The organism is Dysgonomonadaceae bacterium zrk40 (assembly GCA_016916535.1).
Classification (GTDB): Bacteria; Bacteroidota; Bacteroidia; order Bacteroidales; family Dysgonomonadaceae; genus Proteiniphilum.
In genome coordinates this window covers 1808363-1833197 of the sequence record CP070276.1, presented here as the reverse complement: position 1 = coordinate 1833197, position 24835 = coordinate 1808363, and the positions used below count along the sequence as shown (strand labels likewise).

At 50.9% G+C, this 24835-nt stretch carries 22 protein-coding genes; 9 read left to right on the top strand and 13 right to left on the bottom strand.

Features of this window, described 5'->3' with window-relative positions; all coding sequences use genetic code 11:
* The first annotated feature begins 106 nt into the window (after positions 1–106).
* The 3 genes from JS578_07570 (at position 107) to JS578_07560 (ending at position 3288) form a co-directional block, all read left to right on the top strand.
* On the top strand, positions 107–565 hold the full coding sequence (locus JS578_07570; GenBank protein ID QRX62757.1) for a hypothetical protein: 459 nt from the start codon (positions 107–109) through the stop codon (positions 563–565).
* A gap of 132 nt (positions 566–697) precedes the next feature.
* On the top strand, positions 698–2911 hold the full coding sequence (locus JS578_07565; protein ID QRX62756.1) for a TonB-dependent receptor: 2214 nt from the start codon (positions 698–700) through the stop codon (positions 2909–2911).
* A gap of 41 nt (positions 2912–2952) precedes the next feature.
* On the top strand, positions 2953–3288 hold the full coding sequence (locus JS578_07560; protein QRX62755.1) for a hypothetical protein: 336 nt from the start codon (positions 2953–2955) through the stop codon (positions 3286–3288).
* Between the two features lie 21 nt (positions 3289–3309).
* Here JS578_07560 and JS578_07555 read toward each other — a convergent pair whose 3' ends face one another.
* The 4 genes from JS578_07555 to JS578_07540 all read right to left on the bottom strand — a co-directional run bounded on the left by JS578_07555 (position 3310) and on the right by JS578_07540 (position 9162).
* On the bottom strand, positions 3310–4818 hold the full coding sequence (locus tag JS578_07555; GenBank protein ID QRX62754.1) for an IS5 family transposase: 1509 nt from the start codon (positions 4816–4818) through the stop codon (positions 3310–3312).
* A 211-nt stretch (positions 4819–5029) separates the two neighbouring features.
* Positions 5030–7090 carry a tetratricopeptide repeat protein gene (locus JS578_07550; GenBank protein ID QRX62753.1) on the bottom strand — a complete coding sequence of 687 codons (2061 nt, stop codon included), beginning with the start codon at positions 7088–7090 and terminating at the stop codon, positions 5030–5032.
* Positions 7091–7195: 105 nt separating this feature from the next.
* Positions 7196–7612: a tRNA (adenosine(37)-N6)-threonylcarbamoyltransferase complex ATPase subunit type 1 TsaE gene (gene tsaE / locus JS578_07545; GenBank protein QRX62752.1), complete on the bottom strand. Its 417-nt coding sequence runs from the start codon at positions 7610–7612 to the stop codon at positions 7196–7198.
* Positions 7613–7617: 5 nt separating this feature from the next.
* Positions 7618–9162, bottom strand: coding sequence for a PglZ domain-containing protein (locus JS578_07540; GenBank protein QRX62751.1), 1545 nt, complete (start codon positions 9160–9162; stop codon positions 7618–7620).
* 236 nt (positions 9163–9398) lie between these two features.
* Between JS578_07540 and rocD the strand changes: the two genes are divergently transcribed.
* The 3 genes from rocD (at position 9399) to mscL (ending at position 12133) form a co-directional block, all read left to right on the top strand.
* Positions 9399–10628, top strand: a complete 1230-nt coding sequence (gene rocD / locus JS578_07535) for an ornithine--oxo-acid transaminase (protein ID QRX62750.1) — start codon at positions 9399–9401, stop codon at positions 10626–10628.
* An 83-nt stretch (positions 10629–10711) separates the two neighbouring features.
* On the top strand, positions 10712–11614 hold the full coding sequence (locus JS578_07530) for an amidinotransferase (protein QRX62749.1): 903 nt from the start codon (positions 10712–10714) through the stop codon (positions 11612–11614).
* 96 nt (positions 11615–11710) lie between these two features.
* A complete protein-coding gene (gene mscL / locus JS578_07525) occupies positions 11711–12133 on the top strand; it encodes a large-conductance mechanosensitive channel protein MscL (protein ID QRX62748.1) in 423 nt (140 codons plus the stop codon).
* Between the two features lie 129 nt (positions 12134–12262).
* Here the strand turns inward: mscL and JS578_07520 are convergent, their stop codons facing one another.
* Both JS578_07520 and JS578_07515 read right to left on the bottom strand, forming a co-directional pair.
* A complete protein-coding gene (locus JS578_07520; GenBank protein ID QRX62747.1) occupies positions 12263–13033 on the bottom strand; it encodes a TIGR03915 family putative DNA repair protein in 771 nt (256 codons plus the stop codon).
* Positions 13034–13037: 4 nt separating this feature from the next.
* Entirely contained in the window at positions 13038–14300 is a 1263-nt protein-coding gene (locus tag JS578_07515; GenBank protein ID QRX62746.1) for a putative DNA modification/repair radical SAM protein, read from the bottom strand.
* Positions 14301–14522: 222 nt separating this feature from the next.
* Between JS578_07515 and JS578_07510 the strand changes: the two genes are divergently transcribed.
* Genes JS578_07510 through JS578_07500 form a run of 3 tightly spaced genes read left to right on the top strand, consistent with a single transcriptional unit; the run spans position 14523 to position 15905 of the window.
* Positions 14523–14915: a hypothetical protein gene (locus JS578_07510; protein ID QRX62745.1), complete on the top strand. Its 393-nt coding sequence runs from the start codon at positions 14523–14525 to the stop codon at positions 14913–14915.
* Between the two features lie 9 nt (positions 14916–14924).
* Positions 14925–15485: an RNA polymerase sigma factor gene (locus JS578_07505; protein QRX62744.1), complete on the top strand. Its 561-nt coding sequence runs from the start codon at positions 14925–14927 to the stop codon at positions 15483–15485.
* A 57-nt stretch (positions 15486–15542) separates the two neighbouring features.
* Complete coding sequence (locus JS578_07500; GenBank protein ID QRX62743.1) at positions 15543–15905, top strand: hypothetical protein; 363 nt, start codon at positions 15543–15545, stop codon at positions 15903–15905.
* Between the two features lie 18 nt (positions 15906–15923).
* Here JS578_07500 and JS578_07495 read toward each other — a convergent pair whose 3' ends face one another.
* The 7 genes from JS578_07495 to JS578_07465 form a co-directional block, all read right to left on the bottom strand.
* Entirely contained in the window at positions 15924–17216 is a 1293-nt protein-coding gene (locus tag JS578_07495) for a BNR repeat-containing protein (GenBank protein ID QRX62742.1), read from the bottom strand.
* A 15-nt stretch (positions 17217–17231) separates the two neighbouring features.
* Positions 17232–18104 (bottom strand): polyphosphate kinase 2 family protein, encoded by an 873-nt coding sequence (locus tag JS578_07490; GenBank protein QRX62741.1) that lies wholly within the window; start codon positions 18102–18104, stop codon positions 17232–17234.
* A gap of 12 nt (positions 18105–18116) precedes the next feature.
* Positions 18117–19733, bottom strand: coding sequence for a S41 family peptidase (locus tag JS578_07485; protein ID QRX62740.1), 1617 nt, complete (start codon positions 19731–19733; stop codon positions 18117–18119).
* An 8-nt stretch (positions 19734–19741) separates the two neighbouring features.
* Positions 19742–20221, bottom strand: coding sequence for a pantetheine-phosphate adenylyltransferase (gene coaD / locus JS578_07480; protein ID QRX62739.1), 480 nt, complete (start codon positions 20219–20221; stop codon positions 19742–19744).
* Positions 20221–21987 (bottom strand): ATP-binding protein, encoded by a 1767-nt coding sequence (locus tag JS578_07475; GenBank protein QRX64960.1) that lies wholly within the window; start codon positions 21985–21987, stop codon positions 20221–20223. Before JS578_07475 ends, coaD begins: the two co-directional genes overlap by 1 nt.
* 119 nt (positions 21988–22106) lie before the next feature.
* Positions 22107–23237 carry a hypothetical protein gene (locus JS578_07470; protein ID QRX62738.1) on the bottom strand — a complete coding sequence of 377 codons (1131 nt, stop codon included), beginning with the start codon at positions 23235–23237 and terminating at the stop codon, positions 22107–22109.
* Between the two features lie 103 nt (positions 23238–23340).
* Entirely contained in the window at positions 23341–24732 is a 1392-nt protein-coding gene (locus tag JS578_07465; protein QRX62737.1) for a transglycosylase SLT domain-containing protein, read from the bottom strand.
* Positions 24733–24835: the final 103 nt, after the last annotated feature.

Genomic DNA, 24835 nt, shown 5'->3' with positions numbered 1-24835 from the left:
TTTGCAAAAAAGAGTTGCAACAGGAAGAAACCCACCCGGCTCCGGTTTTGTTTTTTTAACAGCATTACCATATAAATTCAGCTCTCTGCTTCTATCTTTGCAGGTGATGAAAACAAGCATTCACCTCCTGCTCACACTTTTTCTCACCATACTTGTCATTTACGGCGGGTCAGGAGTGAATGCCTATTTCTATTGTTGCGACCATTGCCGCAGCGAAGGATTGGAAGTGATCACGGACCAACGTTGTTGCGAGATACACGCCAATGCACAAAAGGTGAGCCATGATTCTCACAGGCACGACACCGCCAATCACCTCTGCGAAGTGGGTGCACACGACAGCTGCGGCGTGGAAAGGATTGCCTTTAGCTGGGAAACATTCACCCGCAACCAGGAGCTGCAGCCTCAGGCCATTGACCTGCATGATGTTCCCTTCCTGGCTCATTCTATTCAGAACCATGATCTGACACCTGGTGCGATGATCTCCCATCCTGAAACTGAGAGTCAGAAACCACCCAACCTAAGTAGTGAAGTCTACCGCTCACTGCTCACCACCCTGCTGATTTAATTCCTCTCCCCTCCTTTTTCTTTCCGCACGAAAGAGAGTAACTTGCTGTGTCTTGACATGGCCGGCAAATGCAATATTCCCAAATCATTCATCGACGGTGCGATTCCGTCACAATCAAACATACCAAAGACAATGTTACAAAGATATCTATTTTCACTTCTCCTGATATTTGTCACACTGCAGCTATCTGCGTCCGACAAAGTGAAAGGATACATATACGACAACAACAATGAACCGGTGATCGGAGCCAACATCTACTGGGAGACATCAAGAAAAGGTACCACCTCAAACGGTGAGGGATTTTTCGAGATCGATCTTACCGGCAAACATGAACACCTGATAGTGACCTATACTGGCTATATCACCCAGAGCCTCCACGTCCATGACGCCGATGAAGAGCTGAAAATCATCCTGGAAGAAGATACGCAACTGCTCGATGAGCTGGTGATCAGTCGCCGCTCACCCGGCACCGTCACCCAGCGTGATGCCTTGCTGCAGACACAAAGGGTGACAAGGGGCGAGATTCACCGGGCAGCCTGCTGCAACCTGGGAGAGAGTTTCGAAACCAATCCTTCGGTAGACGTGGCTTACAGTGATGCCGCCACGGGTGCCAAGCAGATTAAATTGTTGGGGCTGGCCGGTACCTACGTGCAAATGCTCACTGAGAACTATCCCAACTTTCGCGGCGTAGCCTCACCCTTTGGCATGGACTACATCCCCGGGGCGTGGATGGAGGGGATCTACATCTCAAAGGGCACCTCCTCGGTGAAGAATGGTTACGAGGCACTTGCCGGCCAGATCAATGTGGAGTATAAGAAGCCACAAACCATGGACAAGTTCTCACTCAACCTGTTCGGGAGCGATGCCCTCCGCATGGAGGCCAATGCGGATGCGAGCATCCACCTGAACGAAGGTCTCACCACCGCCCTCTTCGCGCACTACTCTAACGACACCCAATCGCACGACCGCAACGAGGATGGCTTCCTTGACTACCCAAAGACAAGACAGCTTAACCTGATGAATCGCTGGAATCACGAGGTGGGTAAGTATGTGGCGCAGTATGGTGTCAGGTATGTGAATGAAGAGCGTGAGGGAGGACAGGATGTGACCCACGGGACAATTGATGATCCTTATACCATATCGCTGGCAACCAACCGGGGTGAGTTCTACACCAAGCAGGCTTACGTCATCAGTGCCGATGAGCTGGCGGAGAGCGCAGCACTGATCGCCTCCGGCTCGGTGCACGACCAGCAGTCTCGTTACGATCGCACCCCCTACGATGTCACGCAACAAAACCTCTACCTCAGCCTGCTATACGAGAAGGATTTTTCACACATGCACAACCTCAGCACAGGGCTTAGCCTGAACCACGACGGCTTTGAGGAGCAGCTTGACAACAACTCTTTCAACCGCGATGAGACCGTGCTGGGTGGTTATGTGCAATATGCATTCAACCTGCAAAACAAATTCATCCTTCAAGGAGGTGTGCGTGCCGACCACAGCAGCCGCTACGGATTTTTCGTCACCCCGCGGCTGCACCTGAAGTACAATCCCGCTGAGTGGATTCATCTGCGGGGATCACTGGGTAAAGGGTTCCGCACGGCGAATGTGCTGGCTGAGAACAACTACCTGCTGGCCAGCTCACGACGCATCGAAATAGCCGATCAGCTCGACCAGGAGGAGGCCTGGAACGCCGGGGTGAATGCCACCCTCTACATCCCCGCCGGGGGACGCGAGATCACCCTCACGGGGGAATGGTACCACACCCGCTTCCTGAACCAGGTAGTCGTTGATGTGGACAGCGACCCGCATGCCATCCAATTCTACAACCTGGATAAGGGACGTTCCTACTCCAACAGTGCGCAGGTGGAGCTGAGCTATCCCTTCTTCACCGGTTTCACCTTCACCGCCGCCTACCGCTACACACGATCGATGTCGGACTACCGTAACGAGGCGACCGGGGAAACCCTTTTTATGAGCAAGCCACTGTTGAACGACTACAAGGCACTGGTCACCGCCTCCTATCAAACCCCTCTACGCAAGTGGCAGTTCGACCTCACCGGACAATTCAATGGCGGAGGAAGGATGCCTACACCCGACAGCAGCAACCCACTGTGGGAAGAACGTTTCGATCCCTTCACGGTGGTCAATGGACAGGTCACCCGTTATTTCCGCAACTTCTCACTTTACCTGGGAGGGGAGAACCTGTTCGATTTCCGACAGGCGAATCCCATCATCGATGCCGCCAACCCCCGCAGTGGCGACTTCGACGCCACCATGGTGTGGGGACCGGTGCACGGCAGGAAGATCTACGCCGGCCTGCGATATAACATTCCGAGATATTAATCAGCCTAACCCAATACAAACATTTTTTAAATTTCAGTTTTATGAAGAAAACAGTACTATTCCTGATGATCATTGCCCTGAGTGTGGGCAGTATGGGCAGTGCGTTTGCACAAAAGAAAGAGAAGAATCAGAACAAAAAAGAGGTGACTGCTCTGTTTACCCTTGATGAGGAGATCTGTCACAACTGTAAGCGTAAAATCGAGGGATACATCCCCTTTGAGAAAGGGGTGACAGCCCTGGCGTACGGTGATGACGGCTCCACGGTGGAGATCACCTTTCGTTCCGATCGGACCGATACGCTGAAACTGAAAAAAGCATTTGACAAGATCAAACTTGCTGTTGCAGAGACCAGAATTGAAGAGCAACAGAAGAAGTAGGGTCTGCTTATTAAATCCTAATCAGGCACACAATTTCATTTGTGGCTTGACTGGATAAATGTTTATATTTCTCACTTTCATCAGTTTCGATAGAAACGAGACAAAATAAGGAAGGGGAATATCCCTCATGTACCTGATCAGGTTCATCACAAAAATGATAGCCCCTATCCAACTGTTTGATGTCGTGGCCAATCTGGCGCGGATATCATTTAAACCATATCCACGCTTGCCCTGACCAAACTTTCCTTCAACCTGATTGCGTTCCGCCGCCTCTCGTCGCTCTTTACGTTTTTGGTATCTGCTCTTGATCTCTTTTACCGGTTTTCGTCCCAGTGGTTCCCCGGTGTAGCGGATTCTTTTCTCTTTCAAAAACCGTCTGTTCTCCCGGGTGAGATAAATCTTATCCACCTGAACCAGCTCCGGGTATTTCCCTGTCAGTTCCCTAAAGCGTTCGACCTGTGCCTGAAGATCCTGCCCCTCGTTAAAGGCATCCCAGTCAAAATGATCCACCCTGGCATATCCATCCAGCAGGCTGATGTTGATCTTGGCGCCAAACTCCGTCTTGGCCTTGGCCTTGCCACGCACGATGGGACGTACATGCGGCTGATGAATGCTCACGATGCGATCTTCTACTTGATGGCTCTTCTTCTTGTACATGCTCTCCTGTTGTTCCAGCAGATGCTGGATAACAAAAAAATATTTCAGTTGCCGCCTGTTAAAAGGAACCGGTTCATCCTTTATGGTGTCCAGCATCTCATTGATAGTCCGTACATCCCGCTTCAGGTAGTTGATTTGCTTGCGTATCGCTTGTCTTAAAACGTTGGCAGGTTTTCTCTTCATCTTCGATACATTCAAAAAATCCTTGCGTGCAACCCTTCTGTATGTACGGGGTTTATCTTTAATACCCAGTTTTAAACACAACTCATCAATCAACTCCTCGGCCTTTTGACGACTCTCGTTCAGCAGATCCAGATCGGTGGGATACTTGATATCCGCATCACAGACCGTTGCATCCAATTGAAGCTTCCCCTTGTTCCCGGGATGTGGATCAGGGTCGTCATCATTATCATCTTCTTCATCCTTCGTAACCGTGTCAGCCTTTTCTTGTTTTGTCCCGGCTTTCAGCTTCAACCCTTTTCTTATTAAATCGTCTGTCAATGATTCAAAGACATCCAGATCAATGCGTTTCCTGATGGAAACCAGCAGCGAGGGCGTCATTACCTGTTCATAAGTGAAAGCTTCGAGTCCAAGAAAATACTGCATGTAGGGATTCTCCTGGATCATCTCGATCACACCGCGATCGTCCGTCTTCATGATGTGCTTGATGATGATCACTCCCAGCACAAGCCTGGCATCCTTGGTGGGGGCACCACGGTTGCTCTTGAAGTTCTTGTAGTAAAGCCGGGCGAACTCTTCCCAGGGAACTATTTTTGAAAGAACAACCCACCGGTTATTCTCATCCAGTTTTGCCTCAAAAGGCATCTTGAACTCGGATATTGAAAGCTGTCTGGAGCTCTTGTATCGTATCATAAAATGCAAGGTTTATGAAGTAAAAATACTCAATTTCTTGCAGTTATGCAAATTTTATATCGTTTAATTTGCTGATTTTCAGAATAAATATCTATTATTCAGCAGACCCGAAGTAGTGAAAGTGGTTGATCCCTGCTTTCATCTAACATGCCAGACCCCGGAGTAGAGAACTATTCCGGGGTCTGTCTTTCACGGCTGTTAAAAAAACACCCTACTGCATACGCTTGATGATGCTGTACGACTGAATGATGCCCAACTCACCTGCTTTTCGCAGATCATCAAGGCCGGCAGCTGTTTCACCGATGGAGAGCCGCGACAGGCCTCTGTTGAAATAGGCTTCGGCAAACTGAGGCTCCAGCTCAATGGCCTTGGTATAATCAGAGATTGCAGCACGATAGTCATTTTCCAGGGTGAAGATCTCAGCCCTGTTATACCAGGCAAAAATGAAATCGGGATTGAGACGGATAATTGCCTCATAATCTTTCAGGATCTCTTCATAGTCGATTGAACGGGTGGAGATCTCCGGCAGCCGCAACGTCCCCGGCAACTCACTCTTCCCGGGCAGCTCAATTTCACTTCCGCGATCCATCATCATCGGGTCATCCTGCAGCCGGTCATATTCCATCTGCTTGGTACGGATCACCGCTCTGGCAAATCGTGCAAGCGTCATTTCGGGATTAATCTCCAACACCCTGTTCATATCTTTCAATGCATTCTCGTAATCCTGGACCAGCATGAAATCCAACCCCCTGCCAAAAAAGAGTGCCTCGTTGCGGGGATCCCCCTCCAACCTGCGCGAGTAGTTGTCAATCGATCGGAAATGGGTCTGCACCTGCAGCTCGTTCAGGGGTGCCTCAAGATTGGTTACCTTCAGGATCCAGTTCAGCCCCAGTTGGCTGTTTCCCTTGTCCATCGCCTCAGAATAGTATACCGGACGGTGTACCTCTACCGACCGTTCATAGTAGGTCAGCACAAAGAGAGGTTCCAGTTCCACAGGAGCATGAATGTTCTGCACCTTGCCCCTGCTTTGTCGCTGATATTTTGATTTCTGTGAATCCTCCTCATGGGCCACCACCAGCAGGTTGAACTTCTCGATGTTGGTATCGGTTTCATCACGTGTAGCCTTTACCTCCTCATCACCCGATTCCTTGTCGAAAGGCTTGGGATTGGAGGTTGCATTCCTTCGGGCTTTAGCCTCCTCGGCTCGCGCCAGGAGGTAATCGTTTTCCGATCCGCGCAAGTCGTTCAACTCCCGCTTGAGCTGAGACCGCATGTAATAACCATTAAAGAAATCAGGATGTGCTTCCAGCACCATGTTCAGGTCGCTGAGTGCGCCACCCTTGTCGCCGATCTCGTTTTTGAGCATGGAACGGTTGAGGTAGGCGATGGTGTTGTCAGGATCAAGCTCCAGCACTTTGTCGAAATCACTGATGGCGCGGTTGTTATCAGCCACCTGTGCACGCAGCAGGCCCCGGTTAAAACGGGCGATAAGGTTGTTCTCTTCTGTCTCTATCACCCTGTCATAATCAGCCATCGCCCCACGAAGGTCGTTCAGGTGGTATTTCACCAGTCCCCGGTTAATGTAGTTGCCGGTGAAATAGGGATCGAGGCGAATGGCTTCATCCAGGTCGGCAAGCGCCTTGTTGTATTGCTTCTGCTGGAAGTAAAGCAGTCCCCGTGCGGAGAACGATTGCGAGGTGTAGGGATCAATCTCAATCGCCTTGTCCAGATCGGTCATCGCCTGAATGGTATCCCCCTGCTCGAGGTACATCTGAGAACGGGTCAGATAACCTGGAGTGTAATCGGGAAAACGACGCAGCAACACTTCGAAAAATTTCTCTGCCACCTCATAATGCTTCATCTCCACATTGACGATCCCCATGTTTACCAGTGTGATCCTGTCCTCTGGAAAAAACTCGAGACTGCGCTGATAATCGGTGGCAGCCAGTTGATACTTCTCCTGGTTCTGACGTGCTGCCCCCCGCAACTGATAGGCAGCGGTGTAATATGGGTTTCGCAGCAAGCACTCTGAAGCATCCTCTTCGGCACCTTTGAAATCATCGAGCATGAACTTCGACATCGCCCTGAAATAATAAGGCTCAGCCAGATAGGGTTTGGCTGATATAACCTGGTTGAAATACTGGATTGCCAGGACATAATCCTCAAAATAGAGGGCATTTTTCCCGATCATCATCACGCGATCGGTATTCACCTGTGCCGATGCCGACAAGGCTGAGAGTGCTATAAGTGCCGCTATGATTGTTCTCTTCATAATTCTGGAAATGACAAAGTAATGGTTACTCCCCGATTCAACGGGAAAAGAGCCTATCTGTAAGAGTGATTTGACAGTGGTTCGTTTAATGGGACATCATCGTTTTCACTCTATTTGTTCCACGATACGCACTCCATTCTCGTTCTCATGAATGGAAATACGCAGGGTTCCCTCAGGCAACACCTCTTCCACCAGCTCAGGCCACTCAATGAAGCAGATGCTTCCGCTGTAAAAGTAATCTTCAGATCCGAAGTCAAAAGCCTCTTCCAGCTTGTTGATGCGATAAAAATCGAAGTGGAAGACCGAGTCTCCCTTCCTGTCCTTGTATTCGTTGATGATGGCAAAGGTGGGACTGGCTACCGTCTCCTCAACGCCCAGCTCTTCACAGAGGGCTTTGATGAAGGTGGTCTTTCCGGCACCCATGGCCCCGTAAAAGGCAAACACCGTGTGTCCCTCTGTCTCCTGGAGGAAAGTGCGGGCAGCATCATTTATCTGCTCAATATCATTGATGAGGATCTTCATACGTTCTATTTTGGTGTAAGTGTAATCAGAGGAACAAGCATCTCCTCCATTGAAACACCTCCATGCTGGTAACTGTTCTCGAACAGAGAAAGGTAATGGTTCCAATTGTTGGGGTAGACCAGCAGGTCGTTGTTCAGTGCAAAGAGATAACGGGTACTCATATGAGGTGAGGGCAGTCCGCAATTCTCGGGGTGCAACATATCAAACAGAGCGGAAGGATCATACCCCAGGTTTCTCCCCAGCTTGTAACGGAGGCTCACGTTGGTATCACGCTCACCCTTAACCTTCACCCCTCTTTTCACCCTGATGGCCCCGTGATCGGTGGTGAGTACCACCTTAACGCCTTTGGCGGCTATTGCTTCCAACAGCGTGCGGAGCGGTGAATGCAGGAACCAGGAACGGGTAAGTGAGCGGTAGGCAGACTCATCAGCAGTCAGTTCACGAATCATCTTAGACTCGGTGCCCGCATGAGACAGCATATCAATAAAATTGAACACAACCACATTCAGGTCGTTTTTCAGAAGTCCAGCCAAACGTGCGGTCAATCGTTCACCCTCTCTATTGCTGCTGATCTTATGATAGGATATACTCTTCCTGATCCTGAAACGGTGCAGCTGACGGTTTATGAGTTCCTCTTCATGGTGGTTCATCCCCTCCTCATCTCCTTCCTCAACCCACAGATCGGGGTAGAGCTCCGCAATCCTCCGTGGCATCACTCCCGAGAAGATCGCATTACGGGCATAGGGTGTGGCCGTGGGAAGGATGCTGTAATATAGCTCTTCGTGCGAGTCAAATTGAGCAGAGACGATCTCTTTCACTGTCAACCATTGATCGAGGCGGAAGTTATCGATCAGGATGAAAAAAAGCTTCTCATCCCCTTCCAGCAATGGGAAGAGAATCTTCTCAAAGAGCTCGGGACTGATCAGCGGACGTTCAGCGGGCAGAACCATCCATTCTTCGTAGTTGCTTTTGATAAACCTCCCGAATAGCTTGTTGGCCTCACTCTTCTGCTGCTCAAGCATCTCAATAAGCGGATGTGCGGTTCGCTCGAGCTCGAGCTCCCAATAAACAAGTTTCCGGTACAAAGCCATCCAGTCACCGGCCGTGCTACAACGATCCATCTCCTCCGCGATCCGGGCAAACGCTTCACGATAGTTGACAGCGGCTCTCTCGGCAACCAGCTCTTTTTGATCCAATATCTTCTTGACGGAGAGCAGCACCTGATTCGGGTTTACCGGTTTGATGAGGTAATCGGTGATTCTGCGACCGATGGCCTGTTCCATGATTCCCTCATCCTCGCTGCGGGTTACCATCACAACCGGCAGATCAGGATATGCAGTGTTCAGCCGTGACAGTATTTGCAGGCCTGACATACCGGGCATCTGCTCATCCAGGAAAACGATGTCGTAACGCTTTTCGCGACACATGTTGAGGGCATCGTTTCCATTAGCGGCAGAATCGGTCCTGTATCCCTTCTCTTCGAGAAAAAGGATATATGGTTTCATAAGATCAATCTCATCATCCACCCAGAGAAAGTGTGCCTTGTTCATCGCTGTTGACTGGTCTGTATAGGGTCTGTATAGGATCTGTATAGGGTCTGAAAATGGAGCAAATGTATCGATTTCCGCTCTATCTCACAATCTTTTTTGCTTTTTTAGGATGCAGCTCCATGTGTGGCGCACTGCTGACAGCGATCTTACAGTATTTTCATCCCTATTTGTTCCTCTGTACGAGGAAAAAGTATATATTTGTAGGAAAGGAAACAACCATAAAAACCACAACAGTCATGCAAGTAACCGCAAACGGAAAGAGATTTATCGACCAGGAAGAAAAATACGGTGCACACAACTACCACCCGCTGCCGGTAGTGTTATCACGTGGCGAAGGGTGTTACCTCTGGGATGTTGACGGGAAGAGGTACTTTGATTTTCTCTCTGCCTACTCCGCTGTCAACCAGGGACACTGCCACCCAAAGATCGTGGGGGCACTCACCGAACAGGCGGGGCGGCTCTGTCTCACCTCGCGAGCCTTCTACAACGATGCCCTGGGACCTTACGAACAATACATCCATGAGTATTTTGGTTATGACAAGGTGCTCCCGATGAACTCCGGTGCAGAGGCCGTGGAGACAGCTCTCAAGCTGGCCCGTAAGTGGGGTTACCTGAAGAAGGGGATCCCTGAAAATGAAGCCCTGGTTATCGGCTGTGAAGGGAACTTCCACGGACGTACCATCAGCATTGTCTCCCTCTCCACCGATCCCGACGCACGGGCTGACTATGGTCCCTATACCCCCGGTATCGGGGTGATTCCCTACAACGATGTGGCAGCACTCGAAGCATTGCTGAAAGAGAAAGGCGAAAGCGTTGCCGCCTTCCTGGTGGAACCGATACAGGGCGAAGCAGGTGTCTACGTGCCGGACGAGGGATATCTGAAAGCCTGTTACGATCTCTGCAAGAAACACAACGTGCTCTTCATCGCCGACGAGGTGCAAACCGGCATCGCCCGCACAGGCAGGCTGCTCTGCAGCGACCACGAAGGGGTGCGCCCTGACATCGTGATCCTGGGCAAAGCAATCTCTGGAGGGGTGCTGCCGGTTTCGGCAGTGTTGGCCGATAATGAGGTGATGCTCACCATCCGACCGGGTGAACATGGCTCCACTTTTGGCGGATTCCCACTGGCCTGCCGTGTAGCAACCGCTGCATTGGAGGTGGTGAAGAAGGAAAAGCTGGCAGAGCGTGCCGAATCATTGGGCAGGATCTTCCGCGAGGAGATGAGTCTCATAAAAAGTCCGATGATTCGCCAGATAAGAGGCAAGGGATTGCTCAACGCGGTGGTGATTGAACCACACGACGGGAAGGAAGCCTGGGATGTATGCCTGAAGATGGCCGAGAACGGATTGCTTGCCAAACCTACACACGGTGATATAATTCGCTTCGCACCTCCGCTGGTAATCAGCGAATCGGAACTTCGTGAAGCAATCACGATTATCCGTAACTCAATCAAAGCACTGGAATAGCACGATTGGTTCGTGATTCCTGGTTTTAAGTTCAATGTTTGAGTTTCGGCAACGACGGACCAAGAAACAAAAGTAAAAAAATTATGCAAACAACCTCAAAACTGCTAATGGTACGTCCTGCCCGTTTTGACTTCAACGAGGAGACGGCACAGAACAACTATTTCCAGCAAGCTTCCGACAGCGAATCAGTATCGGAAAAGGCTGTGGAAGAGTTCGACACCTTTGTACGGCTGTTGCGTTCCAACGACGTGGATCTGACGGTGGTGCAGGACAGCCCGGAGCCCTGGACACCTGACTCCATCTTTCCCAACAACTGGTTCTCCTCACACATCACCGGAGAGTTGGTGCTCTACCCAATGTTTGCAGAGAACCGCCGGAAAGAGAGGAAACGAGAGGTGCTGGAACTGCTGCGCCGGAAGATGAACCACCGCAAGGTGGTGGACCTGACCCATTGGGAGGGGAAAAACGAGTTCCTGGAGGGTACCGGAAGCATGATCTTGGATCGCGACATGCGGGTAGCCTATTGCTGCCGCTCGCCCCGCACCTCGGAGAAGGTGCTGGCGGAGTTCTGTTCGCGGATGAACTACGATGCCCTGCTTTTTGATGCGGTCGATGCACAGGGGAACGCCATCTACCACACTAACGTGATGATGGAGGTGGGTACACAGGTGGCAGTGATCTGCCTGGAGGCAATCCGCGATGAGGGGGAGCGACAGATGGTGGTGTCAAGGCTGACTGCTGCCGGGAAGATCATCGTGGAGATCACCCTCGACCAGGTTACACACTTTGCCGGAAACATGTTGGAGATCAAAAGCCGCAGCGGACAACCGTTGATGGTGATGTCGGCATCGGCACGAAGGGCCCTGACACCTGAACAGGAGAGGATAATCACCACCTTCAGCCGCATTCTCTCTGCTGAGTTGCGGACCATTGAGACGCACGGCGGGGGTTCAGCACGCTGCATGCTTGCGGAAATATTCTGCTGATCCTAAAGCTTTTTTTACTTAAAAACTTTTTTACCATTTTTTTGGTTTACTTTGCAGAAGTGAAAAGTCTATCAACCCATTAAATCAAGAAGTAGTATGTCATTCAAATCAGAACTGAAAGAATTTCTCATGCGCGGCAGCGTCGTAGACATGGCCGTGGGTATTGTGATTGGTGGTGCATTCGGCAAGATTGTCACCTCGTTCGTAAACGACATCCTGATGCCACCCGTCGCCCTGGCAGTGGGTGACACAAAGTTCACCGAATTGAAAGTGGTGCTAAAAGAGGCAGTAATGCAGGGTGAGGAGATCCTCACACCGGCCATCACCTGGAACTACGGATCCTTCATCCAGGCTGTCATTGACTTCCTGATCATCGGCATTTCCATCTTCTTCGTGATCAAGGCAATGAACAACATGAAGCGCAAAAAAGAGGAAGCACCGGCTCCCGAAGCACCGCCCGCACCTACCAAGGAGGAAATACTGTTGACCGAAATCCGTGATCTGCTGAAAAAAGATTAAGACGGTTCTCCATCATGGTAAAGAAAACGGATCGCTGAGGCAATCCGTTTTTTCGTTTATAAGATGGTAGTTTTAAAGTTCGAGGTTGATGGTTTGGGGTGAGCAGCTTACAACTTTGCAGCTTGTAGCTTACTGCTGCAGCTCCGTTAGATACTTCCAGTATTTTTTAGGCATGTGCTGTTGCTGTAGTTTCAGATTTAGCCGTTCCCGGATGGTGATGCTGCGAAAATACTCCCTCCAGATCTGTTGAAAGAGCTGTTCGTCATCCGACTGTTTCTCCCCTTCCAGTTTCCCTAAGCGCAATTCTGCCAGATCGGCAGGCGAAAAGGAGACCTCCTCCACGGTGTGGGTGTCCCAGTAGAGACCCCTGTTTCGTGTGGTATCGTAGAGAATCCAGGGCTGCGTGGCATAGCGGCTGCGGAAGTGATTCACCACTACCGGCAGCATGTTATAACGGGGTGCGATGGGTGCGAACCAGATGCCGTCGGCGGTCTCCTGAAAGCGGACAAACTGCACGATACGGTGTGCCTCGCGGGAGATCTGTTGTGCAATCTCCTTTACCCGTAACACATCGGCATCTCCGAAGTTGAGCTCGACCCCCTGCGGATGGTCTAAATTCTTGCGGATGTATCTGAACAGGAGCATCTCCGTCTCGGGTAATCCGGAGATCCAAACGCTCATCATCATCTTGCGGGCAATCTTCGATAGCTTTTTTTCCAGGCTGCTCCATACCCGTGATGCCTTCTCCTTATCGGTATCCACCACGTATCGTTCGTCAGCGAAGAGTGGCTGCTGATCAGTAGCGGAGAGAATCATGTCGGGAAAACGCTTCTGGGCGTAGGCGAAGAAGATGCAGGAGAGCAACCCCTCAAAGGTCTTGTCGTAGAGGAAAAGGACCATCGCTTCACTCCCCCCACTCTATGGGGTACTGCAACAAGGCAGCCGCCCGATTCTTCTGCTTTTGTGTCACCTGTCGCCGTACATACTGGGGCGTGAGTTCGTTGACCGTCTGCATTGGGAGCTCGCGGTTAACGATGAAGTATTGCGCTCGCTTCATCACCACCCCAATCTTCTTCAGCTGTGGAATAGATAGTCGCCCGTAGCGGCGTGAGACCACGATCAGCTTGGCCGACTTCACGCCGATGCCCGGCACGCGGAGGATCATCTCGTAGGGAGCCGTGTTGACATCCACCGGGAAGAACTCCGGATGGCGCAGTGCCCATCCCATCTTGGGGTCCACATCGAGATCCAGGTCGGGGTGAGTCTCATTCACAATTTCGGAGGCATTGAACGCATAAAAACGCATCAACCAATCCGCCTGGTAGAGCCTGTTCTCTCTTACCAGTGGCGGTGCGGCGAGAGCCGGCAGGCGGCTATCGCCCCTGTTCACCGGGATGTAACCGGAATAGTAGACTCGTTTAAAAGAGGGGCGCCGATAAAGTGCCGAGGCCAGGGTGAGGATCTGCCTGTCGCTGTCGGGCGTGGCACCGATGATCAGCTGCGTACTCTGCCCTGCCGGGACGAAGCGTGGTGCGGATCTGAACTTCTTTCGCTCCTCGGCACTCTCAAGCATCCCCTGTTGTATGAAGCGCATGGGGGCAAACACTTCACTGTAGCTCTTCTCCGGGGCCAACAACTTCAAATTCTCCTCCGAGGGGATCTCCAGGTTGACACTCATACGGTCGGCATAGCGACCCGCCTGTGCAATCAGCTCATCGCTAGCTCCCGGAATGGCTTTCATGTGGATGTAGCCGTTGAAGCGGTATTCATCGCGCAGCAGCTTCACCACCCTCAGCATCTGCTCCATGGTGTAATCGGGGTTGCGGATCACACCCGAGCTGAGGAAGAGACCTTCAATATAGTTGCGCTGGTAAAAGGCGATGGTGAGCTCTGCAAGCTCGCGCGGAGTAAAGGCGGTACGCTTCACATCGTTGCTGCGACGGTTGGTGCAGTAGGCACAGTCGTAGATGCAGTGGTTGGTGAGCAAAATCTTGAAGAGTGAGATGCAACGCCCGTCGGGAGTGAAGCTGTGACAGATGCCCCACCCTGTTGTTGTGCCGATACCGCCTTTCACGGCAGGACGTGAGGTGCCGCTCGACGCACAGGAGACGTCGTACTTGGCAGCATCTGCCAGGATGCTCAGCTTCTCCAGTATCTTCTCATTCATCGTTTTAAGGGTAAGGAATTCAAACAAGTTACAGTCCCTAAAGATGCATACAAAGTAAGTAAATTCCGTTGGTTTTATGTCACCTGAATACTTAAAAATCGATCATTGTCGAAAACTTAACTTCAAAAAGATAAAAAGTTTCCTATTTTTGTAACCGAATGAAGTCAGTGAATGTCCTATGCATGTAAACAGAATGATTCACTTAATTAAAAACATGCGAATATGGAAGAATTGATTCCCCTTGTAGCCATTATTGTAGTCATTGGACTGCCCATCGCCACCGGACTGGTGCTTGGTCTCAATGCCATCAGAAACGAGCACAGGGAACGGATGGGATTGATTGAGCAAGGCATTATCCCGCCCAACAAAACCAAACAGAAGAGTACCCCAAATCGCCTTGTATCGCTGCGCAACGGCATCGTACTGATTGCACTGGGCATAGGCATCATCGTGGGATTCCTCTGTTCGGAGTATCTGGTGATTGGACATGGAAACGAATTCTGGGTAACCGGTGCCAGTGTAGTCTTTTTCCTGGGGATTGGTTATCTGGTTTACTTCCTGGTAACACGAAATATATTTTTCTTGCCGCAGCAGGAGGAGAACGAACAGGGATAAACGGTTGCGATGAACGAGAATCAGCGTGTGCAGCAAGTGCTCTCTGGCACCACTTCCGCGTTCGCATATTTTGTCGAGACTTATCAGGATTTGGCGATCACCATCGCCTACCGGATATGCGGCAATATGCAGGATGCGGAAGATGTGGTGCAGGAGAGTTATGTGAAAGCCTACCGCAACCTGCACACCTTCCGTTCGGAGAGCAAGTTCTCCACCTGGCTCTACCGCATTGTCTACAACACGGCGGTAACCCATTCCAAAACACGCATCTGGACAGGGTTGAACGAGACAGAGATAGAGCATGCAACATATCTGACAGATCATGGGGCTGATGCCAGACTGGCGGAGAGAGAACGCAGGGAGGTGGTGACGGATGTACTGGAGCGAATGCCAAAGGGAGACGCATTGCTGCTGACATTGTATTATATGGAGGATCATCCGGTCAAGGAGATTGCTTCGATCACGGGGCTGAATGAGCCCAACGTAAAGGTAAAACTCTTCCGGGCACGGAAGATGTTTAAGGAACTGATGACCGCGACTTACAGTACGGAAGAGATTGGTTACCGCTAAACGGTATTTTTTCTGATTATAAGGAAAAGCCCGTGAACAGGACAAAAGCGAAACATTATGAAAGAGAAAAGAACAGAGACAGAGGACATACAATTTAGAGAGCTGATGCAATTGGCCGGCAAAAAGGCACCGGAAAATCTGCAATATCGCATCATGCATCAGATAGAGGCGGAACATGCACTCACCCGCAAAAATGTACCCTCAGCAAAAAAAAGTGTCTCTTTGTTGAGGGATCTGGGAAATATTTTCGGAGCAATGTATATTCTGTTGGCCGCCATCGTTGGTGGCGCCTACCTGCTGCTTGGGGAAGCGTTTCTTCAGTCGCCAAAATTTTGGGGAACAGTGGTACTGGTTAGCCTTATATTCAGCTTTTTATGGCTAATCACACGACTAGACAATTACCTCCGTGAGAAAAAGTAGGTGGATATTGAACCCGCTTCACTCATATTCCAGCAGATATACAGGCTGGGGCTCCAGGTCGGTGCTTTTTTCACCATCACCCTGGCTGCTGCGCTGCACGTAGAGGTGCAGCTTCTGTTTCTCTTTCCAAAGCTCCGTATCAAAAGATGGCTCCCAGGCATCAACAGAAAAGTCTGTTAAGTCCATCACCTCCCAACCGCTCTTTGTTCCTGATACATTTTTCGCCAGTGACACCCTGCTCCCACGCTCTACATCGCGAAAAAGATAGTGGATGATGTTACGTCCACGCTTCTCACCGATCGCGAGATGGGGACGCGAGATGGGAATCATCTTCGTGCCGCCACCGGAGAGGGAAAACGAAATCTTTCTCTCTGCTACCTGCTGTTGTTGCCATCTTATTCCATCGAACCATACCAGTCTATATTGCGGTATATCGCTCCCCTGATCTCTCCAGTATCCGGCAATGTAAGGATTTCCCTTCCGGTCGGCACTCATGCTGGTCTGATTGATCAATTCGCTTCCCTGGGGTATCAGCCATGCATATTCGGCATTCTCAGCGGTGATGGGCAGCCGGTAAGGATCACCGCTTGACTTTATCCAGCTCACGCCGCCATCATCTGAGCGGGCATAACAGAGATCATGGTTGGTGGCCACATCCCAAGTCTCACGCCAGACCCATGAAAGATGGATGCTCCCCTTTTTATCAACAAACATTTGCCAGTAAGCACTTCGCTCCTCTTCTCCGTCGATAAGAATGTCATGCAGCCGCTCCCATTTCTTAGATGCAGTATCGTAACGATTCATCACCAGGTTACCCCTCCCGCTTGCACCCGAACGGTAGGTAAAGAGCAAATCCCCGTCAGGTAGGCGGTAGAAACCGGGATAGGTGACCCGATCCTCATCCAGTCCGGTCATCTGCTCCGGTTCTCCCATAATGAGTGATCCGGGCCTTACACCTCTGAAATAGCGGAGGGGGGTATCATGATGGTCGAACGCCACATGAAGATAACCCTCCCCATCTACCATGATGCTGATCACGTTGTGTGCATCCTTCACATTCCCCTTCTGCTGCGTCACACAAAGAGTCCAGTTTTCGGAGTCCACTCTTCTTTTTCCCAGGACCAGGTATCCATCACCATCGTAAAAGGCGATATACTGATTGTCATGGTGGGTCACCAGTGAGTTGATGCGGAAGATGGCCGTATTCACAGAATTCCCCGCATAACCATTTCCCCCCGTATCAACCAACTTTTGTGGGTAAGCGGCGGATAGTGGCAGCAACAGGGCAAGCAACGTCAGCAATCTCTTCATCTTTTCAAACAGCAACTATTCCTTCACCAACAATTCTCTTGCTTCGGCAAGCAGCTCCGGCGACTCTGCTGGTGGATAGTGTAGGTCGAGCGAACGGAAAAGCTCCAGGATGATATCCCCAACGGCCATACGGGCAAAGAATTTCTTGTCTGCAGGGATGACATACCAGGGAGCGTGCGGCTTGGAAGTCTTCTCCAGCATCTCTTCAAACGCCTCCTCGTATGCATCCCACTGTGAACGTACCTGAAGATCGGCAGTGCTGAACTTCCAATTCTTGTGGGGCTCATCGATGCGGGAGAGGAAACGCTCTTTCTGCTCCTCTTTGGAGACATTCAGGAAGAACTTGAGGATGCGCATACCGTTCTCATGAAGATGCTTCTCGATGGCGTTGATGGCTTCGTAACGGTTGTCCCAGAACTGTTGATCAATCTTCTCCACCGACTCGTAGCCGGGGATACGCTCGTTGAGAATCCACTCCGGGTTCACCTTCGTAGCCAGCACGTTCTCATAGTGAGAGCGGTTAAAGATCTCAATCATGCCGCGCTGCGGCAGTGCCCTGTAGTGACGCCAGAAGTAGTCATGCTCGAGCTCGTTCTTGGAGGGTGTCTTGAAGCTGTGCACGCGACATCCCTGAGGGTTGATCCCTGACATCACATGGCGAATCACCCCATCCTTGCCGGCTGCATCACGTGCTTGCAGGATAATCAGCAGCGAGTAACGGTCGTCAGCGTAGAACATCTCCTGCAACTCTTTCAGCTCCTTGATGTTGTCCTTGATCTCTCTCTTCGCCGTTTTTTTGGTGAAGCCTCCATCCTCGCAAGTGGCAAAATTCTTCAGGTTTACTTTTTTGCCGCCTCCAACACGCAGTTTGCTGTAATCGTAATTCATTGTGAATCTGCTTTATTGTTGTGTAAAATTGCTGCCGAACCCTTTTAATAGAGACCCATAGCGTTGTTCGTCTGAGATAATCCGGAGTCCCTCTTGGAAAATCTCATTCTGCTCATTGATGATGCGAAAGAATGCGGAGGAGTCGTACAAGTCTCTACCGATCAGCGCCTTAAGCTGTAAGAGGATCAAGGAACGGGACGCTTCATACTGATCCACATCCCACTCAACGCTGTCGGTCAACGCCTGCTGTTCAATTTTTTCAGCCAGCAGGGCGGAGACCTGATAATCCCTAGCGAAGGAACGTGCATCGGGATAGCTGCGCAGCAACTCTTTACGTTTCCTGTCCACCTCCGAGATGGCCACCTTGTTGATGACTCCATTGGCATTGAGACGGGCATGGAGCATGGTACCAGTGGTGTCCATCGGTACAAAGTAATCTGGCATGATCCCACCGCCACCGTAAACGGTTCGTTTGTTCACCAGGGTTGTGTATTTAAGTGAGTCGGGAAAACGGATGCTGTCTGCAGCAAAAAGTTCTCCATGTTCAAACCGGTTCATGAAATCCTGCTGATATTCATCCGGATCGCCCGGCACGTAGGGTTTCTGGATACTTCTCCCGGTGGGGGTGTAGTAACGGGCTACGGTGAGCCGTATCATGGTTCCGTCAGGAAGTGGAAGTTGTCGCTGCACCAAACCTTTTCCGAAGGTCCTGCGCCCCACGATCACAGCCCTGTCCCAGTCCTGTAACGCTCCGGCCAGGATCTCACTGGCTGATGCGGAGTTACTGTTTACCAGCACCACCACCTTGCCACCTTTGAACTCTCCCTTGCCGCTGGCATTCATGGTGAAACGTGGCTGATTCTTTCCTTCTGTGTATACAATTAGCTTGTCGTCATCAAGGAACTCACTCGCAATCTCATTTGCTGTTTGCAGGATACCACCGCCGTTGTCGGTAAGATCGAAGATCAGATGTTTCATCCCCATTTTCTTGAGATTTCTTTCTGCCTCCCGGAACTCCTCTCCCGAAGTGATCCCAAAGCGACTGAGACGGATGTAGCCAATCTCATCGGTCACCATGTAAGCGGCGTCGATACTGGTAATGGGTATCTTATCTCGCACGATGCGGAAAGTGAGCAACTCAGGCACACCGCGTCGTTGTACCTTCACCAGCGCGATGGTACCTTTGGGACCCCGCAGTCGGCTGATCACATCCTGGTTGGTCATCTTCACCCCGGCAATAAGTGTGTCGTTCACGGTGATGAACTTGTCGCCCGGCATGATGCCAACCTTCTGCGAGGGACCACCACCAATCACCTCCATCACATAGAGGGTGTCTGTTACCATGTTGAAGGAGATGCCGATCCCCTCAAAGTTACCCTGCAGCGGCTCGTTCATCGCTTTCACCTCCTCTTCCGAGAGATAGGTGGAGTGAGGGTCCAGCTCCCTGAGCATGGCACGGATAGCAGCCTCTGCAAGCTCCTTGGTATCCACGTCATCCACGTAGAGCCCGTTGATCATCTGAAGTGACCGTTCGATCTTCAACCCTTCGGGTGAGGGTCTGAATTGAGAAAAAGCGTTTCCCGACAGGAGGAAGACGCTTAGCAAAGTTATCGGAAGATATTTGTTCATCGTTCTTTTTAGGGTTTGGGTTTAAGTTTCATCCCCTTTGGGATGAAGAAACGCACGTCATGTCCGTAGCGTAGCAGCTCTCTCACCTGGGTGGAGCTGACATGCGTGAGTGCGGGCTCGGTGAATAATAGAAACGTTTCGATTCCCGAAATGGTTCGGTTCATGTCGGCAATGGTTTTTTCATACTCGAAGTCGAACACCGAACGGATGCCCCGCAAGATGAAGCCTGCACGGGTCTCACGGGCAAAATCAATGGTAAGCGATTCGTAGCTCTCCACCCGTACGCGAGGTTCATCACGATAAAGATCACGAATCATCTCCAGCCGCTCTTCGAGTGTGAAGTATGATTTCTTCGATTCGTTGACACCGATGGCTATCACAATCTCATCCATCAGCTGCAAACCCCTCCGAACCAGCGATTCGTGTCCGATGGTGAAAGGATCAAATGTACCCGGGAAAAGTGCTATTCGCTTGTCGATTGTCTCCATTATGCAACCCCCTCCTCTTCAATCACCAGGTTGTCGATGATAAAGTTCTGTCGTTCCGGGGTATTCTTGCCCATGTAAAACTCGAGCAGCTCCTTGAGCAGGTCCTCCTTGCGCATGGTAACCCGGTCGAGACGTATCTCCTCACCAATGAAATGACGAAACTCATCGGGCGAGATCTCACCCAGTCCCTTGAAGCGGGTGATTTCCGGATTGGGTCCCAGCTCGTCGATTGCGCTTAACCGCTCCTCCTCGGTATAGCAGTATAGCGTCTTCTTCTTGTTGCGTACACGGAAAAGGGGAGTCTGCAGGATGTAGACATGTCCCTTCTTGATCAGGTCGGGGAAAAACTGCAGGAAGAAGGTGAGTAACAGCAGGCGAATATGCATGCCGTCGGTATCGGCATCGGTAGCGATGATCACCTTGTTGTAGCGCAGATCGTCCATGCTCTCCTCGATGTTGAGGGCTGCCTGCAGCAGGTTGAACTCCTCATTTTCGTAAACGATCTTCTTGGTGAGTCCAAAGCTGTTGAGCGGCTTGCCACGGAGGCTAAAGACCGCCTGGTAATTGGGATCACGGCTCTTGGTGATGGAGCCGCTGGCCGAATCTCCCTCGGTGATGAAGATACTGCTCTTCTCCTGCTGGTCACCCTTTGCATCGTTATAGTGGATGCGGCAGTCCCGCAATTTCTTGTTGTGCAGGTTGGCCTTCTTGGCTCGCTCACGTGCCAGCTTAGTGACTCCTGCAATGGCTTTACGCTCCTTCTCCGAGTCGAGGATCTTTTTCTGGAGTATCTCTACTGCATCGGCATGCTTGTGAAGGTAGTTGTCGAGCTCTTTTTTCAGGAAGTCGTTGATATGCTTGCTCACCGACACCCCTCCGGGAGTCATCTCTTTAGACCCCAGCTTGGTCTTGGTCTGCGATTCAAATACAGGCTCCTCCACCTTGATGCTTATGGCCGCTACGATACCGTTGCGGATGTCTGAATATTCAAAGTTACGGTTGTAGAACTCTTTGATGACACGAGCCGCGGCTTCACGGAAAGCGGTAAGGTGGGTACCCCCCTGTGAGGTATGCTGCCCGTTCACGAAGGAGTAATACTCCTCGCCATACTGGGTGGTGTGAGTGATGGCTACCTCAATATCTTCGCCATGCAGGTGAATGATGGGGTAGAGCTCTTCGGATGTCAGGTTCTCGTTGAGCAGATCTTCCAACCCGTTCTTCGAGAAAAACTTTTTTCCGTTGAAGAGGATGGTAAGGCCTGTGTTGAGGAAGACATAGTTCTTCAGCAGTGGTTCAATGTGCTCCTCACGGTAGTGATATTCACCGAAGATCTCAGGGTCGGGCGTAAACTCCACCCTGGTACCGTTTGGCTGATCGACGGGTATGACTTCGCTCTCCTTCAAAAGGATACCGTTGTTGAAAAAAACCTCTTTTGCCTGTCCCTCACGGTAGCTCACCATGAAGAAGTCGGATGAGAGGGCGTTCACCGCCTTAATACCCACTCCGTTCAATCCCACCGATTTCTTAAAAGCTTTTGAGTCATATTTGGCACCCGTGTTCATCTTGGAGCAGACATCCTTCACCTTGCCCAATGGCACACCGCGACCATGGTCACGCACAGTCACCTGCTTGTCGTTGAGGATTATTTCAATGGTCTTTCCAAAGCCCATCATGTACTCATCGATGGAGTTGTCGAGCACCTCCTTGAGCAACACGTAGACACCATCGTCGTAGGCGCTGCCATCACCCAGCTTACCGATATACATCCCCGGACGACGGCGTATATGCTCCTGCCACTCCAGCGTTACAATGTTTTCTTCCTGATAGTTGTCCTGCAGTATCTGTAGTTCTCTTTCTGTTTCGTTCACGATCTCTCTCTCTACTCTTACAAATTTTTGATAAATGCTCTCCGCCGTTTGGTCTGCGGTGCTTCCAGGTCATCCCACATCGATTTCACACGGTGGTTCAGATCCAACTCCGGATTGCTCTCCGCATATTCAAAGCCAAGGCGGTTGGCCGACTGTATGAATTCGTTGAATATGAGCGCATTGACTCCTTTTCCCTGGTATTCAGGCTCGATCGCTATCAGCATCAGGTCCAGTACATTGTTGTCCTTGCCTTTCAAGGCACGGTAAAGATGATACCACCCTGTGGGCACGAAGCGCCCCCTTGCTTTCTGAAGGGCCTTTGCAATGCTGGGCAAACCGATACCCACCCCGATCAGCTTATTGTCCTCCTGGCGTACGATCAGAGCCAGGAACTCGAGTCGCAACATCGGGATATACATATCCACGTAATAGTCGATCTGCCTTTCGGTCAGCTCCACGAAGCCATAAAGATCCTTGTAGGCACGGTTGATCAGTTTGAAGATCTCCCTCGCGTAAGGGTAGACATCTTTCTTGCTCTGCAGATGCTTTACCACCAGACCGGAACGTTTCTTCACAATCTCAGTAGCACGCAGGAATCTTTCGGGGGTCTCCTTGGGGATGTGGATGAGAAACTCCACCCAGTCCTGATCCTTCAGGTATCCCATGCGGTTCATGTGCTCGACATAATAGGGGTAGTTGTAGATGGTGGAGAGGGTGCTCATCTGGTCGTAACCTTCCACCAGCATCCCCTCATGGTCGAGATCGGTAAAGCCCAAAGGGCCATGTATCTTCTCCATTCCCCGCGAACGGGCCCAGCTCTCTGCTGCACCAAAAAGTGCATCCACCACCTCCTCATCGTCTATGAAATCAACGAAGCCGAAGCGTGCATTCTTCTCCTTCCATATCTCGTTGGCCTTGTGGTTGATGATCACTCCGATCCTTCCCACAATTTCACCATCGCGGTAAGCCATGAAGTAGTTGGCATCGCAATGGTCGAATGCGGGATTCTTACTCATGTTGAGCGTAGCCCTTTCATCGTAGACCAGTGGCGGCACAAAATATTCGTTTCCCTCATAGAGATCGATTCCGAACTGAATGAACTTCTTCAGGTCATCCTTCGTGTTGACTTTATGGATTGTTACTGACATGTTGCTCGCGTTCAATAGGTTTCCTGTACTAGCTTGGTTCTGATGCTCCTTCCGGAGACTGACACAAAGATACAATTTTTTTTTTCATCCCTGCGCTGTAGATTTATTCTTTCACGCTTTGCCGGTACTGCTCCCACCGGGCAGTCACCTCCCGCACATAGTTGATGGTCTCGTCGCCCCGAAAATAACCGTTGCGACAAACAGGATCGGTATAGTACTGCTCCAGACGCTTAAGCTGAACAAAACGTTCCACGTTTCCTTCCCAGATGTTCTTGTCGGCTTCATATTTCTCTGCCAGGGCACGGGCATCGGAGATATGGCCCATACCACCGTTGTAGGCTGCCAGGGCTAACTTGATCTGTTCCCCTTTATCTGCTACCGAGGAGAAAAGATTAATCAATTTCTGCAGGTATTCTGCCCCCGCCCTTATGTTGTGTTCCGGATCATAAAGCTGGTCACCGGTAACCCCAAGCGAGGCGGCAGTGGCCGGCATCAACCCCATCAGCCCTACAGCCCCCGCCCAAGAGCTCTCTTCGGTGCGGAAGGTGGATTCCTGGTAGGCCACAGCAGCCAGCAAGCGCCAGTCGATTCCCCGTCGCGCTCCTTCCCTGCGGAAGTAGCTGTCGAAGGGAGAGATCATCCCGGGACCCAGTATCTCACTGTACGAGAAACGATCCTCCTCATAAAAGCCCTTAGTCTCCTCGAAGTAACGTTTCATGATTCGCAGGAAGACCGGCTCTTCGCTCTTGCGTTCAAACCAGCTGTTGAGTGAATCGGCCAACACCGGTGTATCATTGCGTACCACCCATGAAGAGCGCTGATCGAAACTGATTTGCAGGTCGGTGTGCAGGTTGCGGAAGTAAGTCTGGTTGAGCCGTGCCAAGTCATCATCAGCTACTGTATAGGCGATCTCACCGCGTGACACCATCCGTATCAGATCCTCCGTCACGATAGAGTCACTGCCGGCAGTCTCGACAAGGATCCCTCCCCCAAGCTCCTGGTTGAGGTGGATCATCCGCTGGTGATAGCGTGAGCCCGACATAACCGTCACCCGTCTACCAATAAGGTCGGTAACATCTCTCAGCAGTGTATCCCCCCGCATGGCACGTTGCACCAGCACCTGATGGTTTATCTGCTGCAAGCCGCAGTAGGTCACTGAATCGCGAAACTCGCGTGTCACCGGCACATGATAGGCAATCACGTCACCGACTCCTTCTTGCAGCATCCGCATCATTGAAGGAATGCCGGGTGCAACGATGATCTCCGGCACCAGATCGTGGTTGTTACAGAAGGCACGAATCATGTCGTAATGATATCCCATCGGCTGGTCGCGGTAGATAAAATAGGAGGTAGAGGTGTTGAGTGTCAGGACACGGAGGGTATCACTCTCCAGGATGGAGGGCAGGTCATGTGGCTGGTTCTCCTTTGCTGTGAAAAGGGAGCATGCCGGGAGCAAGAGAAGCAACAGGGGCAGGAAAAGGGCTCTTTTCTTCATACGATCTGTTCCGGTAAATTATTCTGGCTGTAAAGATAGAAAAAAAAGATATACTGCGGTTCTATCTATTTTATAATCATCTTCTTGGTGAATAATTGAAATG

What these genes read in the sequence shown, in the direction of transcription:
- JS578_07570 (QRX62757.1), top strand. Translation starts at nt 107, where the DNA reads ATGAAAACAAGCATTCACCTCCTGCTCACACTTTTTCTCACCATACTT.
- JS578_07565 (QRX62756.1), top strand. Translation starts at nt 698, where the DNA reads ATGTTACAAAGATATCTATTTTCACTTCTCCTGATATTTGTCACACTG.
- JS578_07560 (QRX62755.1), top strand. Translation starts at nt 2,953, where the DNA reads ATGAAGAAAACAGTACTATTCCTGATGATCATTGCCCTGAGTGTGGGC.
- JS578_07555 (QRX62754.1), bottom strand. Translation starts at nt 4,818, where the DNA reads ATGATACGATACAAGAGCTCCAGACAGCTTTCAATATCCGAGTTCAAG.
- JS578_07550 (QRX62753.1), bottom strand. Translation starts at nt 7,090, where the DNA reads ATGAAGAGAACAATCATAGCGGCACTTATAGCACTCTCAGCCTTGTCG.
- tsaE (QRX62752.1), bottom strand. Translation starts at nt 7,612, where the DNA reads ATGAAGATCCTCATCAATGATATTGAGCAGATAAATGATGCTGCCCGC.
- JS578_07540 (QRX62751.1), bottom strand. Translation starts at nt 9,162, where the DNA reads ATGAACAAGGCACACTTTCTCTGGGTGGATGATGAGATTGATCTTATG.
- rocD (QRX62750.1), top strand. Translation starts at nt 9,399, where the DNA reads ATGCAAGTAACCGCAAACGGAAAGAGATTTATCGACCAGGAAGAAAAA.
- JS578_07530 (QRX62749.1), top strand. Translation starts at nt 10,712, where the DNA reads ATGCAAACAACCTCAAAACTGCTAATGGTACGTCCTGCCCGTTTTGAC.
- mscL (QRX62748.1), top strand. Translation starts at nt 11,711, where the DNA reads ATGTCATTCAAATCAGAACTGAAAGAATTTCTCATGCGCGGCAGCGTC.
- JS578_07520 (QRX62747.1), bottom strand. Translation starts at nt 13,033, where the DNA reads ATGGTCCTTTTCCTCTACGACAAGACCTTTGAGGGGTTGCTCTCCTGC.
- JS578_07515 (QRX62746.1), bottom strand. Translation starts at nt 14,300, where the DNA reads ATGAATGAGAAGATACTGGAGAAGCTGAGCATCCTGGCAGATGCTGCC.
- JS578_07510 (QRX62745.1), top strand. Translation starts at nt 14,523, where the DNA reads ATGGAAGAATTGATTCCCCTTGTAGCCATTATTGTAGTCATTGGACTG.
- JS578_07505 (QRX62744.1), top strand. Translation starts at nt 14,925, where the DNA reads ATGAACGAGAATCAGCGTGTGCAGCAAGTGCTCTCTGGCACCACTTCC.
- JS578_07500 (QRX62743.1), top strand. Translation starts at nt 15,543, where the DNA reads ATGAAAGAGAAAAGAACAGAGACAGAGGACATACAATTTAGAGAGCTG.
- JS578_07495 (QRX62742.1), bottom strand. Translation starts at nt 17,216, where the DNA reads ATGAAGAGATTGCTGACGTTGCTTGCCCTGTTGCTGCCACTATCCGCC.
- JS578_07490 (QRX62741.1), bottom strand. Translation starts at nt 18,104, where the DNA reads ATGAATTACGATTACAGCAAACTGCGTGTTGGAGGCGGCAAAAAAGTA.
- JS578_07485 (QRX62740.1), bottom strand. Translation starts at nt 19,733, where the DNA reads ATGAACAAATATCTTCCGATAACTTTGCTAAGCGTCTTCCTCCTGTCG.
- coaD (QRX62739.1), bottom strand. Translation starts at nt 20,221, where the DNA reads ATGGAGACAATCGACAAGCGAATAGCACTTTTCCCGGGTACATTTGAT.
- JS578_07475 (QRX64960.1), bottom strand. Translation starts at nt 21,987, where the DNA reads ATGTATATCGGTAAGCTGGGTGATGGCAGCGCCTACGACGATGGTGTC.
- JS578_07470 (QRX62738.1), bottom strand. Translation starts at nt 23,237, where the DNA reads ATGTCAGTAACAATCCATAAAGTCAACACGAAGGATGACCTGAAGAAG.
- JS578_07465 (QRX62737.1), bottom strand. Translation starts at nt 24,732, where the DNA reads ATGAAGAAAAGAGCCCTTTTCCTGCCCCTGTTGCTTCTCTTGCTCCCG.